Annotated in this window: 15 protein-coding genes; 2 read left to right on the top strand and 13 right to left on the bottom strand. The window is 63.5% G+C overall.

The window, feature by feature from the left end:
- Window positions 1-119: 119 nt before the first annotated feature.
- On the top strand, window positions 120-1,097 hold the full coding sequence (locus RAD04_RS16350; protein WP_461624585.1) for a GlxA family transcriptional regulator: 978 nt from the start codon (window positions 120-122) through the stop codon (window positions 1,095-1,097).
- Window positions 1,098-1,301: 204 nt separating this feature from the next.
- Here RAD04_RS16350 and RAD04_RS16355 read toward each other — a convergent pair whose 3' ends face one another.
- The 7 genes from RAD04_RS16355 to RAD04_RS16385 all read right to left on the bottom strand — a co-directional run bounded on the left by RAD04_RS16355 (window position 1,302) and on the right by RAD04_RS16385 (window position 7,721).
- Entirely contained in the window at window positions 1,302-1,835 is a 534-nt protein-coding gene (locus tag RAD04_RS16355; RefSeq protein WP_461624586.1) for an REP-associated tyrosine transposase, read from the bottom strand.
- 170 nt (window positions 1,836-2,005) lie between these two features.
- On the bottom strand, window positions 2,006-2,167 hold the full coding sequence (locus RAD04_RS16360; RefSeq protein WP_461624587.1) for a hypothetical protein: 162 nt from the start codon (window positions 2,165-2,167) through the stop codon (window positions 2,006-2,008).
- A gap of 230 nt (window positions 2,168-2,397) precedes the next feature.
- Window positions 2,398-4,002: a TRAP transporter large permease gene (locus RAD04_RS16365; RefSeq protein ID WP_461624588.1), complete on the bottom strand. Its 1,605-nt coding sequence runs from the start codon at window positions 4,000-4,002 to the stop codon at window positions 2,398-2,400.
- Window positions 3,999-4,538 carry a TRAP transporter small permease subunit gene (locus tag RAD04_RS16370; protein ID WP_461624589.1) on the bottom strand — a complete coding sequence of 180 codons (540 nt, stop codon included), beginning with the start codon at window positions 4,536-4,538 and terminating at the stop codon, window positions 3,999-4,001. The genes RAD04_RS16365 and RAD04_RS16370 overlap by 4 nt, the downstream gene beginning before the upstream one ends.
- A 304-nt stretch (window positions 4,539-4,842) precedes the next feature.
- Window positions 4,843-5,079 carry a hypothetical protein gene (locus tag RAD04_RS16375; RefSeq protein ID WP_026202304.1) on the bottom strand — a complete coding sequence of 79 codons (237 nt, stop codon included), beginning with the start codon at window positions 5,077-5,079 and terminating at the stop codon, window positions 4,843-4,845.
- A 1,078-nt stretch (window positions 5,080-6,157) separates the two neighbouring features.
- Window positions 6,158-6,931, bottom strand: coding sequence for a gamma-glutamyl-gamma-aminobutyrate hydrolase family protein (locus tag RAD04_RS16380; protein ID WP_028141424.1), 774 nt, complete (start codon window positions 6,929-6,931; stop codon window positions 6,158-6,160).
- A 91-nt stretch (window positions 6,932-7,022) separates the two neighbouring features.
- Window positions 7,023-7,721: a hypothetical protein gene (locus RAD04_RS16385; protein ID WP_461624590.1), complete on the bottom strand. Its 699-nt coding sequence runs from the start codon at window positions 7,719-7,721 to the stop codon at window positions 7,023-7,025.
- A gap of 135 nt (window positions 7,722-7,856) precedes the next feature.
- Between RAD04_RS16385 and RAD04_RS16390 the strand changes: the two genes are divergently transcribed.
- Window positions 7,857-8,996, top strand: a complete 1,140-nt coding sequence (locus RAD04_RS16390) for an AI-2E family transporter (RefSeq protein WP_461624591.1) — start codon at window positions 7,857-7,859, stop codon at window positions 8,994-8,996.
- Window positions 8,997-9,057: 61 nt separating this feature from the next.
- On the opposite strand, the gene RAD04_RS16395 is transcribed toward RAD04_RS16390, so the two are convergent.
- From RAD04_RS16395 to RAD04_RS16420, 6 genes are all read right to left on the bottom strand, one after another.
- Window positions 9,058-9,354: an antibiotic biosynthesis monooxygenase family protein gene (locus RAD04_RS16395; RefSeq protein WP_035673823.1), complete on the bottom strand. Its 297-nt coding sequence runs from the start codon at window positions 9,352-9,354 to the stop codon at window positions 9,058-9,060.
- A 103-nt stretch (window positions 9,355-9,457) separates the two neighbouring features.
- Entirely contained in the window at window positions 9,458-9,697 is a 240-nt protein-coding gene (locus RAD04_RS16400) for a hypothetical protein (protein ID WP_104462879.1), read from the bottom strand.
- 59 nt (window positions 9,698-9,756) lie between these two features.
- The gene (locus tag RAD04_RS16405) at window positions 9,757-10,977 is read right to left on the bottom strand and encodes a GGDEF domain-containing protein (RefSeq protein ID WP_461624592.1); all 1,221 of its coding nucleotides are present in this window, start codon (window positions 10,975-10,977) and stop codon (window positions 9,757-9,759) included.
- Between the two features lie 228 nt (window positions 10,978-11,205).
- The gene (gene rpsI, locus RAD04_RS16410; protein ID WP_008547917.1) at window positions 11,206-11,685 is read right to left on the bottom strand and encodes a 30S ribosomal protein S9; all 480 of its coding nucleotides are present in this window, start codon (window positions 11,683-11,685) and stop codon (window positions 11,206-11,208) included.
- Between the two features lies 1 nt (window position 11,686).
- Window positions 11,687-12,151 carry a 50S ribosomal protein L13 gene (gene rplM, locus RAD04_RS16415; protein WP_091965253.1) on the bottom strand — a complete coding sequence of 155 codons (465 nt, stop codon included), beginning with the start codon at window positions 12,149-12,151 and terminating at the stop codon, window positions 11,687-11,689.
- A 158-nt stretch (window positions 12,152-12,309) separates the two neighbouring features.
- On the bottom strand, window positions 12,310-12,738 hold the full coding sequence (locus RAD04_RS16420; RefSeq protein ID WP_461624593.1) for a PaaI family thioesterase: 429 nt from the start codon (window positions 12,736-12,738) through the stop codon (window positions 12,310-12,312).
- Window positions 12,739-12,777 lie beyond the last annotated feature (39 nt).

A 12,777-nucleotide genomic window follows, 5' to 3' on the forward strand; every position in this document is an offset into this window, starting at 1 on the left:
CAGATTGGACCGGACACGCTCCGCAAGGCAGTGGCGGATAAGACAGAGATCAGGCAATTTCCGCCACGCGCCCGCGGACCCGATCGGATAGGATCGCGGCATCAACACCGGGTGATCTCATGAAGCTCGCAATTCTGGCACTGGAAGGCTGCATGCATTCGGCGATCGCCGGCGTCGCCGACATCCTGTCGCTCGCCAATCACGTCATGCAGCAGAGCGGCGCAAAATCCAGCTTCAGCTGGCAGACGTTTTCGCTCGACGGCAAGCCCGTGTGCGCCGGCGGCGGCCGGATGGTCGCGGTCGATGGCGGGATCGGGCAACGCACTCGCTTCGACGCGATCCTCGTCCCCGGCAATCTCGTCGATCATGTCACCGCCCAGCGCCTGCAGCCGCAATATGACCGCGCCGGCGCCTGGCTCCGGCAGCAGCACGCGAACGGCCGCCTGATTGGCGCGTTCTGCAGCGGCGTGTTCCTGCTGGCCGGCGCCGGTCTGCTCGACAACCGCCGCGCCACCATCACCTGGTGGCTGCAGGGCGAGCTGCGGCAGCGTCATCCCTGCATCGACCTTGCCCCGGATGCCGTCGTCACCGTGGCGGACCGCATCGTCTGCGCAGCCGGCCCGATGTCATGGGTCGACCTCCTGCTCAGGCTGATCGAGATGGTCGAGGGCAAGGAGACCGCAAGATTATGCGCGGACTACGCCGTCATCGATACCGCGCAGCGCACCCAGTCGATCTTCATGCCGGTCGGCTATCTGCTCTCGCAGGACCCGCTGCTGACCAGGGCCGAACTCCTGGTTCGCCGCACGGGCAAGGCCCCGATGACGGTCAAGCGCCTTGCCGGCGCACTCGGTCTCAGCGAGCGCACACTGAACCGGAAATTTCAGGAGCTCACGCACGAGCCGCCGCAGGCCTTCATCATGCGCCGCCGCGTCGAGCGCGCACGCACGCTGCTGGAGACGACGACGCAGCCGATCAAGGCGATCGCACGCACAACCGGCTATGAGGACGAGAGCAGCTTTCGCAAGGCGTTCCGCAAGCTCACCTTGATGTCACCGCAGGCCTATCGCGCGCGACGGATGGAGCGGACGATGTGAGGCGCCTTCGAGCCATCCGCTTTCGTTCCGCATCCGACTCCACTTTGTTCTCAAAGAACAAATCAGAGCCGCAAAAATCAGGGCGGACCAATTCCTACTGATTGGTTTATCTCTTCCGAATTTTTGAATGCGCCTCGAATGCGTGGCGCCAGTCCTCGTGGGGCGGATTAGCCGAAGGCGTAATCCGCCGACTGCTGGCGACGCTCACGCGCGTTCGCCAAAGTCACCGTCCGTGCTGCTATCTCCTGCCCGATCCTCAGGAAACAGGCCCGCCTCGACATCTCGGTGGAACGACGAATGCGGCCAGTCCAACACGCGGGTCACATAACCATGCTTCACGGGATTGATGTAACAATACTCGACATGGCGTGCGTAGTCGGTTTCGTCGCGGATGAGGTGCTCCCAGAATCGGTTCTGCCATATGCCACGCTCCCGTCCGGCGATCTGTACCGCGGTCAAAGGCTCCGTCTTCGGCAAGGTCTTCGCGAAGCGCGTCTTGATCAATCTCCACCGCATGGAAAAATCGGCATCGCCTTCCGGAAGCGTCCAGACTGCATGAAGGTGGTCCGGAAGAACGACAAACGAATCGATCGCGAAAGCATAGTCCCGACGCGTCGCTGCAACAGCCGCGCGCAGCGCTGCGACGTGCTCGACGAGCAGCCTCTGCTTCCGGTCGAGAAGATTGACCGTGAAAAACCAGCAACCACCCGGAACAAATGCACGGCGATAGTTTGGCATTGAAGCTGCCCAATCAAGACAAGATGGCGGATTACGCCTTCGGCTAATCCGCCCTACGCGCGCTCTGGGCGAATGCGGAGGATGCGAGCAGGAGATGGACCGTGACGGTGGCGCTACGCTCCATCGCGAGGCCATTCCGTCGCGGGAGAGATTCGGCCATTGAGCTGCCCTTAGCGAACAACGCCAGCCGCGTCGTCCGCGCTCGGGATCAGCCAATCGAGCCCGATCAGGCACACTTCGAGGATAACGAACGCGACAATGCCGCCGATCCAGCCGAAGAAGACGATGGAAAAGGTCCCGAGCAAGATTGCGCAAAACAGGTCGGCAAGCACCTTGCAGACGCGGAAGTCTCGGTCTTGTCCAGATGGGAAATACGGCATCGGGCTCCCCTTTCGCTACTCTGGGCCTGGACTTAGCCACAGCGCGAGGCGACCGTCTACTCCGCCAGCCTGCCGATCGGTTGCGACGTCGCAATCAAGGTCCGCGGCTCCCTGCGCAAGGGCAGCGTTGGCAGGTCACCGCCCTCCAATATTTGGATCAATCCCCGGGCAGAGATGTTTCCTCAATTCTTGGGCTGGCCGAAATCGAGCGGCGGCGGCAGCTCGATGTCGGGAATTTCGATCTTGATCTTGTCCAGATCCACCTTGACGGGAGCGTCCAGCAGCCCGGTGACCGTGATCGGGAATGCGATGACGACCGCAACCATGATCGCCTGCAGGCCGATCCAGGGCATCGCGCCCCAATAGATGTCCGAACTCTTGACCTCCTTCGGCGCCACGCCTCGCAGGTAGAACAAGGCAAAGCCGAAGGGCGGATGCAGGAAGGAGGTCTGCATGTTGACGCAGAGCATGACACCGAACCAGATCAAGGCGGCATCCGCCCCCACCACGGGGGTGAGCAGCTTCTGCGCGATCGGCGCGATCATCGGGATGATGATGAAGGCGATCTCGAAGAAGTCGAGGAAGAAGGCGATGAAGAAGATGAACAGGTTCATGAAGATCAGGAAGCCCCAGACCCCGCCCGGCAGCGATGTCAGCATGTGCTCCAGCCAGACACCCCCGTTGCAACCGAGAAAGACGATCGAGAAGCAGGTCGATCCGATCAGGATGAACGTCACCATGCAGGTGATGCGCATCGTGGTCTCGTAGCCCTGCTTGACCAGCAAGCGCAGGTCCGGAATCCTGATCGCCTCGATGCAAACCCAGGCGACGGCGAGATAGGCAATCGCAAAGGCGATCTTGAACGGCAGATTCGGCGTGAAGTAGATGCCGATAATCGTGCCGACACCCGCGGCCGCAACGCCGACGAGCAGCACCTTGTGCCCGGCCGAGCTGAAATCCTTGTGATGGATGACGGCAAGGACGATCGCGCCGACGGCGCCCATCGCGCCTGCTTCGGTCGGGGTGGCAAGACCAAGCATCATCGTGCCGAGCACCACGAAAATCAGAACAGCGGACGGGATGATCCCCAAAAGGCATTTGCGCCAGAGCGCCCAGCCCGTGAGCGTCCTTGCTTCCTTGGGCACTGCCGGAACGTGGCCCGGCTTGATCACGCTCAGCGCAAACGTGTAGCCGGCGAAGAGTGCGATCTGGAGGATCGATGGGCCCCACGCGCCCAGATACATATCGCCGACCGACTTCCCGAGCTGGTCCGCGAGCACGATCAGAACCAGCGAGGGAGGCACCAGCTGGGTAATGGTGCCGGAGGCTGCGAGCACGCCGGTGATGTAGCGCATGTTGTAGCCGTAGCGGATCATCACCGGCATCGAGATCAGCGCCATCGCAATGACCTGCGCCGCCACGGTGCCTGTAATGGCACCGAGGATGAAGCCGACGATGATCACGGAATAGCCGAGACCGCCGCGAACGGGGCCGAACAACTGCCCCATCGAATCCAGCATATCCTCGGCGAGGCCGCATCGTTCGAGGATCGCGCCCATGAACGTGAAGAATGGAATTGCCAGCAGCAGCTCGTTCGCCAGAACGCTGCCATAGATGCGCTCCGGAATGGCCTGGAGGAAGCTGAACCCGAAGAAGCCCTCGTGGATCGCGAGGAATCCGAACGAAAGCCCGAGAGCGGCCAGCGTGAAGGCGACCGGAAATCCGATCAGCATGGCCAGAACCAGCCCGCCGAACATCAGCGGCGGCATCATCTCAATCGTGATCATTGGGTCGGCCGCTCATATTTCGCATCGATCGTGACTTCACCGCGCAAGGCGGCGGCGCGTTTGATGGCCTCCGAGACGCCCTGCAGAGCGACCATGAAGAATCCGGCCGGCAGCACGAACTTGATCGGCCACCGCAGGAGGCCGCCCGCGTTGTTGGACATCTCGCCGATGATGAACGAGTTGTAGAACATCGCCCATGAGAGGTAGCTGAGGAGCAGGCACGCCGGGACGAGGAAGACCAATGTCCCGATCAGGTCGAGCCACAGCTGGCCGCGTTCGGACAGCATGAGATAGAGGATTTCGACGCGCACATGCTCGTTGCGCTTGAAAGTATAGGACGAGCCGAACATCACGACGACGGCGAACATATACCACTGCGTCTCGAGCCAGCTGTTGGAGCTGTAGCTGAAGGCATACCGGATCATCGCATTTGCAGCGCTGACCACGCAGGCCGCGAGCACCAGAATATTGCAGACGTTACCGACCTTTTCGTTCAGCCAGTCGATAGCCGTACTCACCTCCAACAATGGGCGCATCGATGCCTTTTCCCCCTCGCCGAGTGCTACCCCCGAACGCGCAGTACCATGGCGCGCTGTATCAGCGACCGTCCAGGTCTGCGCGGGAGCTAGTTCACCCTCCTGATGCTTCCGCTCGTTCTTGTTGTCGGTTTTCGCCGAGACGTGTTCGGGTCTCGGCCGCGCGTGAAGCACGGCACCTTTACCGTCAGCAATTTCGTGGTCAACAGGAAAATGGACAGTTTGCCGCAGTGATCTCAAAAATGGATCACTGTGCCTAATTTGGTCGATGCAGGGGCAGCGGCAATCCGGCTCTCGGACGAGCCTAACCCTCGACGTCGTACTGCTTGCAGAGGTGATCGCCGATCTGGACAAGCATGGCGACGCATTCAGGGTAGCCGGGCCGATCCGAGGTGGCCCGGTCTGCGCTGGCCCGAAACTCCCAGGAATTGCCATCGCGGAGGATCGAAATCGTCATTCCATCGGGACAGTCGGCATGAACCTTCAACTCGGCCTTGGCCATGGCGATCAGTTCGCTTTCAGTCTTCACAGGTCTGCTCATGAAAGTCATCCTCCGTCCTGGGACAAAACTTAAGGTGTATCTGCCAAATCCACCAAGCAAGTCTTCCCGATAAAGCGGCTCCCGGCATTGGGATAACGCAATAAGCCCCTGCCAGGGTCACTCCCGAGAGGCGTCGGGCAAAACACCCGGTCAAGCCCTCCCCTCAAAAATATTCCACTTTCCCGAATTTCGGATTTGTGGCATAGACGCGCTATCCCGGCCCTGCCAAAGGGGCGCTTCGCGATCGTCACGAGATGCGGGCCGGGTGGCGGTGGACGCGGTAGCGCCGGCGCGGCTCGGCATGATGACAGGGCGGGCAACCGTGAGTCCTCAGGCGACGCGATACGACACGGCGCGGTCACAGCGGTTTCGTCGATGCCTGGGGGCGAGCACACGCAAGCCTACGGGTATCCCGGCGGGACCGTCCGCGGACGGAGAAGTCGTGTGGTCCTGACGCCCGGGGTCTGTGCGTCAAGGCTTGCGGTGATGTAGCGGCCCGACCGGGCACGCGCATCGATCATCCGCGAGGCGACGGGGGCAATAGTGCATCGCTCCCCGGGGAGAGCACGAAGGACACCGTTAAAACCAGCCGCGCAGGGAAGGCCGGGCGACCGGCATCACCTGTGGTCCACCCCGTGTGCATCTTCGTCGCGCACGGACTTGCGGGTGCCGCCGGCGCCCGGCCTTCCCTGCGCCCTTTGGTCTTCATGGGGTGCGAACGACAGCAAGCCTCGGGCGAAACGCGCCGCGAGAATGGGAAGGCGTGTGTGCGAGTTCCGCTGAGAGCGTGGCGATGCCGACGATGCACCTTGCTCCGTCATTGCGAGGAGCTCTTGCGACCAAGCAATCCAAACTGCCTCCGCGGAGAGATTCTGGATTGCTTTGCTACGCTCGCAATGACGGGTTTGATGCAGCTGTGCACCAGATTTCCGCTCTCGTGCCCCGGACGCAGCGCAGCGCTTCTTCAGCGGTGCGCTGCAGAGCCGGGGCCCATGCCGCAACGGACTCCAGGGTGCTGGGTCCCGGCTCTGCGCAGAAGCGTAAGAACGCGGCAGCGCGTCCGGGACACGCGTGTGCCCTACGCCGCCGCGCGCTGCCGCGCGACCAGCGCTTCGCCGAAGGCTTCGAACAGCTTGCGGTTGACCGGATTGCGCTGGGGATCGTATTCGGCGTGCCATTGCACGCCGAGCGCGAACGTCGGGGCTTCCGCGATCCGGATCGCCTCGATGGTGCCGTCCTCGGCGACGCCCTCGACCAGCACGCGCTTGCCGGGATCGAGGATGCCCTGGCCGTGCAGTGAATTGACCCTGATCTTCTCGCAGCCGAGCAATTTTGCGAACGCCCCGCCCGGCGTCAGCTCGACGTCGTGACGGTCGGCGAACACCACGGTCGGATCGGGGTGAATCTCGCCGTTCTCGAGCCGGGGCATGCGATGGTTCATGCGGCCGGGAATTTCGCGGATCTCGGGATGCAGCGAGCCGCCGAAGGCGACGTTCATCTCCTGGAGGCCGCGGCAGATGCCGAACAGCGGCACGCCGCGGGCGACGCAGGCGACCGAAAGCGCCAGCGCCACCTCGTCGCGATGGATATCGTACGGCTCGTGCCGCTCACACGGATCGACATTGAAGCGGGTCGGATGGACGTTGGCGCGGGCGCCGGTGAGCACGATCCCGTCGACCACGTCGAGCAGCGCACCGATATCGGTGATATCGGGCGCGCCCGCGAACATCATCGGCAGGCCACCGGAAACCTCGGCCACGGCGCGCAAATTGCGCTCGCCGACCATCTGGACCTGAAATCGATTTTCGACGCGATGGGCATTCCCGATCACGCCGACGACCGGCTTTCTCATCTGTCGTTCCGCGCCTCTCCGATAAGAAGATTCTCCAAACATGCCCTTGGGCTGGAACAAATTCAACAGAAGGGATCGCGGGACGGCAATGCTATTTTCGCGCAAATGCCTCCCGGGCCTCGCCCCCGGCGGGCAGCCCGGCGGCCTGCAGTGCGGTTGCGGCCGGATCGCCCGGGGCGGCCAGCCAGGGCAGTTTCGCGTTGACGCCGCGCGTCACGGGCTCTCCGAGCACCCCACCGAAATCAACCGGCCAGATCCCGTTGGGCACGACTTCGACCGTGATGCCCCGGATCGCATAGCCCTCGCCCAGAACCGCCTCCGCATGGTCGCCGGCGACAAGGCGCGCCGTCTTGGGATCCTTGGGATCGCCAAAGCTGACGAGCACCGGCACGAGGTCTGCCTGCACCGGGACAACGCCGGTCTGCCGGTGGATATCGTTGAACGAGACGCGGTTGCCGCGCGCGGCGCCATAGGCACGGAGCGCGACATAGTTGATGTCGTCGAAGTCCAGCTTGGCGTCCTGCCGGTGCGCCAGCAATGCCACCAGATTCTTGCTCTGACCGAGATCGACGAACACCGCCTCCCCGCGCATCGTGGTGCGGCCGCCACGGTTATAGTTGCGGTCGGGCACAACGGCCAGAACCCCGGATCCGGCCTTGATCCCGTCAGGCGTCGTGACCTCGACCGTGAGACGAAATTTGTGGCCGGGCCGGTTGATCCGGATCTGGTCGCCGACCACGAGCACGGCCAGAAGCCCGAGCAGACCGGCCCATTTGCTGATGAAGCTCAAACCGCCCCCATTGTTCTTTCCTCATCGCTCTGCACCGTCGGCGCGCCGACGTCAAACCAGCGCGTTGACGCGGTCTTGATCCGAAGCGGGTTTGTCGAGAGAGTGCGGCGCGCATTGCGCTGAAAAGGACCCGATGTGACCATGTCCAAAGATGAACGCTCCCGGACCCGCGGCGACCTCGCTTGGGCGATCTCGGTCGGGGGCATCGGCGTCGTGCTGTTCACCGCGATGCTCGCCTTCACCTGGTATTTCGCCGCCACCCTGCTGCTGATCTTCACCGGCATGCTGCTCGGTCTCGGCCTCAACGCGCTGACGGGCGCGCTCGGCCGCCGCGTGCCCCTGCCGCATCCGGTGCGGCTCGCGATCGTCTGCACCGCGCTCGCCCTGATGCTGGCCGGCATCGCCTATCTCGGCGGCGCCACCATCGCCGAACAGGCTTCGCTGCTGAGCAAGACCATCAAGTCGCAGATCGGGAACGTGAAGTCCTTCCTGGACAACCACGGCATCGACACCAGCTTCTTCGATTTCGGCAACGGCGCGACTGACGCCTCGGCCGCTGCGCCCTCGGAGACGGCGACCGCACCAGCGGCGCCCTCGCGCGGTCCCCTGCCCGGCGCTGGCGCGCTGGCGTCCAGCGGCGGGGCGATCGTGAGCCAGACCTTCAAGCTGCTGCTCGGCACCATCCACGGTGTCGGCAACATCTTCATCGTTCTGTTCCTGGGCTTCGCCTTCGCCGCCCAGCCGGCCGTCTATCACGATGGTCTGCTGTTCCTGGCGCCTGCCAGGCACCGCACCCGCGTCGCCCTCATCATCGATCGCATCAGTGAGACTCTGGAGCGCTGGCTGATCGCGCAGATCATCGTCATGCTCGCGGTCGGCGTGGTGACCTGGATCGGGCTTGCCGTCATCGGCATCCCCAGCTCGTTCATCCTGGGAATTCAGGCCGGCCTGCTCGCCTTCATCCCGACCATCGGGGCCATCATCGCCGGCGTCGTCGTGGTGCTGGCGAGCCTCGCCTCCGGCTGGATCCCGGCGCTATCGGCCTTTCTGCTCTTCATGGGCGTGCACGCCATGGAGAGCTACGTGCTGACGCCGATCCTGCAGCGGCAGGCGCTGGACATTCCGCCGGCCACGCTGTTCGCGTTCCAGATCGTGCTCGGCGTCGTATTCGGTATCTGGGGCCTGGCGCTGGCGCTCCCGCTGGTCGCCATCGCCAAGGTCATGATCGACCATTTCAAGACCTACGAGGCGCCGCCTTTAGCAGAAGCGGCCTAGAGCATGATCCGGAAAAGTGTGCAGCGGTTTTCCGATAAGATCACGCTCCAGAAATAAGCCCTCAGGTCGTGAGCACGGTCTCGGTGTGCTCCACCTCGGGCGGCGAGGCAAAATACTGGCCAACGAGGCCGCGCCATTCGGTGAAGTTCTCCGAGCCGCGGAAATCGACGGTGTGATTTTCCAGCGTCGCCCATTTCACCATCAGCCGGTAGCGCTGCGGCTTTTCGATCGATTTGTGCAGCTCAAAGCCGTGAAAGCCCTTGGAGCGGCCGAAGGCGGCCTTGGCCTTGGCGACGGCGGCCTCAAAGTCCTTCTCGCTGCCCGGCTTGACGTCGATTTGCGCGATCTCGGTGATCATCGGTTTCCACCCGTTTTTTGTTCGATGGGCGTGTCTAGCGCAGCCGGCGAAAAAGAAAAAGGCGCCGAAACGGCGCCCTGGTCGGCCCAAAAATGCAGATCTCTCAGACCAGCAGCAGAACCGTGCCTGCCACGATGAGGGCGCAGCCGATGAACAAAGCGAGCGGCCAGTAGCTGCGGCGGCCTTGCGTGTAACGCCCCTGCGCGCGGCGCTCGGTGATCAGCGCGCTCTCGTATTCATCCGCAGTGGAGAACAGACAGGCGAAGCCACTGCGTGCCGAGGCCGCAGCGGCTTCGAGCGACATCAGGGCAGCTTGCGGGTTCTGTCGACGGATCGATTCCATGACCACAATGGTAGGGATCGAATGGTAAACAGGGGATTACCGCGATGCTGCTCTGCGTCTCAGGCGGTGGCCGGCCGCGGCTGCGGCGCACTGATCCGCGCGGCGCTCTGGCGGCGCCAGTTCTCCAGCGACAGCGGCAGCTCCTCCGCCGCCTCGACGCGGTTACGGCCGCCGCGCTTGGCCTGGTAGAGCGCAGTGTCGGCGGATGCCAGCAGCACCTCGAGCTCGGTGCCGGCAGGTCCGCCGGCGACGCCGATGCTGACGGTGGTGTCCACCGGGCCTTCGTCGACCACGACACCGGAGGTCTCGAACGCCTCGCGCACGCGCTCGGCGACCAGCACGCCCTCCTCCAGCGAACACGGCAGCAGTGCTGCGAATTCCTCGCCGCCGATGCGGCCCGACATGTCGGTGATGCGCAGATTGCTGACGACGACGGTCGAGAACAGTTTCAGCATCTCGTCGCCGGCGGGGTGGCCGAAGCGGTCGTTGATCGACTTGAAGTGATCGATGTCGAAGATCATCACGGTCACGGGACGTCCGGCCTTGGCCTCGCGCTCGATCACGCGGCCGCAGGCTTCCGAGAAACCGCGCCGGTTGAGCATGCCGGTCAGGGGATCGGTCGACGCGGCGGTGCGGTGCGCGGTCACGGTGCGCTCGGACACCAGCATGAAGATCACGAACACGGTGCCGACGGCATAAAGGATCAGTTCGACCGCGAACACCTTGACCCAGATGCTCTGGGAGAAGCCGGCATCGTGCGGACGCAGGAAGCTGCCGATCAGGACCGGCAGCATCAACACGCAGCCATGCATCACCGGCATCACGAAGGCCGGCCAGCGCCGCTGCAGGCTCTTGCGCCGTTCGGTCCAGAGCTCGCTGGCGGTCAATGCCGCATAAACCGAGACGATGCCGGCGCCGATGATCATCCGCAACATGGATGCCTCGGGGGCGAGCAGCGTGACGGCGGCGACCCAGGCGAGCGCGCCGACGAGGAGACCCGGCCAGTTCGGCTTGCGGCCGTGGAAGACGCGCGCCGCATTCCACACCATGCCGCAGGCGACGAAGCCGACCGCGTTGAGCGCAACGTAAAGATGCGGGCCCAGCCTGTCGCCGGCCGCGGTCCACAGCGCGACGGAGGCGGCACCGAGCAGATAGGCGGTGCCCCACCATTTCAGTGCAGGGCTGTTCTCCTGCCTGCCGAAAAACACCATCATGGCGCCGAGCAGTGCGGCGACCATGGTGGCGACCAAATAGAGCGTGATGCTATCGAGCGACATCATGTCGGCCCCCTCTAGAACATAGCAGTTACGCGACCGGCCCAGCCGTTTGCGCGCCCTTCCGAATGCGACGCTAGGTCGCGCGAGTTCCATTCAGGTTTTCGCGGGAGGCCAAGTTTTCGGGAAACACGCCATCAATTTGCATACAAACGAACAACAAAAAGGGCGCTGAAATCAGCGCCCTTTTGCATCTCATTGAAGCCGCTTTCGCGGCGAATGTGACCGAAGCGATTAACGCTTCGAGAACTGGAAGGACCGGCGGGCCTTGGCCTTGCCGTACTTCTTGCGCTCGACCACGCGGGAGTCGCGGGTCAGGAAGCCGCCCTTCTTGAGCACGGAGCGCAGCTCCGGCTCGAAATAGGTGAGCGCCTTGGAGATGCCGTGACGGACCGCGCCGGCCTGGCCGGACAGGCCGCCGCCGGCGACCGTGCAGATCACGTCGTACTGGCCCGAACGCGCGGCCACGGAGAACGGCTGCTCGATCATCATGCGCAGCACGGGACGGGCGAAATAGACCTCGACCTCGCGCGAGTTGACCGTGACCTTGCCGGCGCCCGGCTTGATCCAGACGCGGGCGACCGCGTCCTTGCGCTTGCCGGTGGCATAGGCGCGGTTGAACTTGTCGACCTTCTTCTCGTGCTTGGGCGCATCGGGCGCCGCCGCCGTCTTGAGCTGCGAGAGCTGGTCGAGCGACTGGATGGATTCGGCCATGTTATGCGGCCCTCGTGTTCTTGCGGTTCAACTTGGCGATATCGATCTTCTCGGGCGTCTGTGCCTCGTGCGGATGATCGGCGCCGCCATAGACGCGGAGATTGCCCATCTGGACGCGACCGAGCGGACCACGCGGGATCATGCGCTCGACGGCCTTCTCGAGCACGCGCTCGGGATGCTTGCCCTCGAGGATCTGGCGCGCGGTGCGCTCCTTGATGTGGCCGACATAGCCGGTGTGCTTGTAGTAGGTCTTCTGCTCGCGCTTGCGGCCGGTGAGGACCGCATGCTGCGCATTGATGATGATGACGTTGTCGCCGCAATCAACATGCGGGGTGTAGGTCGGGAGGTGCTTGCCGCGCAGGCGCATGGCGACGATGGTGGCGAGGCGGCCGACGACCAGACCCTTGGCGTCGATCAGCACCCACTTCTTCGTCACCTCAGCCGGCTTTGCCGAAAAGGTTTTCATGTCAGAGTTTCCGTGGACGGGGAGCATCGGCGCGAACACCGCACCGGACTGCGCGGTTTTCTAGAGAAGAGACGCGCAACGGTCAATGCCCGCGGACTGAAATTAGTATCGAAATATCAATGGCTTAAAAATATGGTGCTATATTACCTGCGAAAAGCTCAAACATTTGGAATGGAATAGGTCGAGGTGACATGGGCGATCGGATCGGGCGAGGAGCCAGACAGCAGTTTCACCTCCCCGACCGCCAGCCGCTTGCCGAGCTTGAGCAGCCGCGCCTCCGCCAGCACGTCCTGCCCCGGCAGGCCCTTGCGCAGGAAGTTGATGTTGAGATTGGTGGTGACGGCGAGCCCGACCGGCCCGATCGCGGACAGAAGCACCACGTACATCGCGAAATCGGCGAGCGCCATCAGCGTCGGGCCGGACACGGTTCCGCCCGGTCGCAGCATCCTTTCGCTGTAGCGCTGGCGCAAAAGGCAGGTCTGGCCGTCCGCGCTTTCGATCGTGACGTCGTCGCCGCTGAAGGCCTGAGGAAACTCGTGACGGAGGAACTGCTCGACCTCTGCCACGCTCATTTTCGCTAACGCCATGCTGTTCCCCACCCTCGCTTCACTCGCCCTGTTACATTA

It is taken from the genome of Bradyrhizobium sp. 25ACV, from assembly GCF_054863005.1.

What these genes read in the sequence shown, in the direction of transcription:
- RAD04_RS16350 (WP_461624585.1), top strand. Translation starts at nt 120, where the DNA reads ATGAAGCTCGCAATTCTGGCACTGGAAGGCTGCATGCATTCGGCGATC.
- RAD04_RS16355 (WP_461624586.1), bottom strand. Translation starts at nt 1,835, where the DNA reads ATGCCAAACTATCGCCGTGCATTTGTTCCGGGTGGTTGCTGGTTTTTC.
- RAD04_RS16365 (WP_461624588.1), bottom strand. Translation starts at nt 4,002, where the DNA reads ATGATCACGATTGAGATGATGCCGCCGCTGATGTTCGGCGGGCTGGTT.
- RAD04_RS16370 (WP_461624589.1), bottom strand. Translation starts at nt 4,538, where the DNA reads ATGCGCCCATTGTTGGAGGTGAGTACGGCTATCGACTGGCTGAACGAA.
- RAD04_RS16375 (WP_026202304.1), bottom strand. Translation starts at nt 5,079, where the DNA reads ATGAGCAGACCTGTGAAGACTGAAAGCGAACTGATCGCCATGGCCAAG.
- RAD04_RS16380 (WP_028141424.1), bottom strand. Translation starts at nt 6,931, where the DNA reads ATGAGAAAGCCGGTCGTCGGCGTGATCGGGAATGCCCATCGCGTCGAA.
- RAD04_RS16395 (WP_035673823.1), bottom strand. Translation starts at nt 9,354, where the DNA reads ATGATCACCGAGATCGCGCAAATCGACGTCAAGCCGGGCAGCGAGAAG.
- RAD04_RS16400 (WP_104462879.1), bottom strand. Translation starts at nt 9,697, where the DNA reads ATGGAATCGATCCGTCGACAGAACCCGCAAGCTGCCCTGATGTCGCTC.
- RAD04_RS16405 (WP_461624592.1), bottom strand. Translation starts at nt 10,977, where the DNA reads ATGATGTCGCTCGATAGCATCACGCTCTATTTGGTCGCCACCATGGTC.
- rpsI (WP_008547917.1), bottom strand. Translation starts at nt 11,685, where the DNA reads ATGGCCGAATCCATCCAGTCGCTCGACCAGCTCTCGCAGCTCAAGACG.
- rplM (WP_091965253.1), bottom strand. Translation starts at nt 12,151, where the DNA reads ATGAAAACCTTTTCGGCAAAGCCGGCTGAGGTGACGAAGAAGTGGGTG.
- RAD04_RS16420 (WP_461624593.1), bottom strand. Translation starts at nt 12,738, where the DNA reads ATGGCGTTAGCGAAAATGAGCGTGGCAGAGGTCGAGCAGTTCCTCCGT.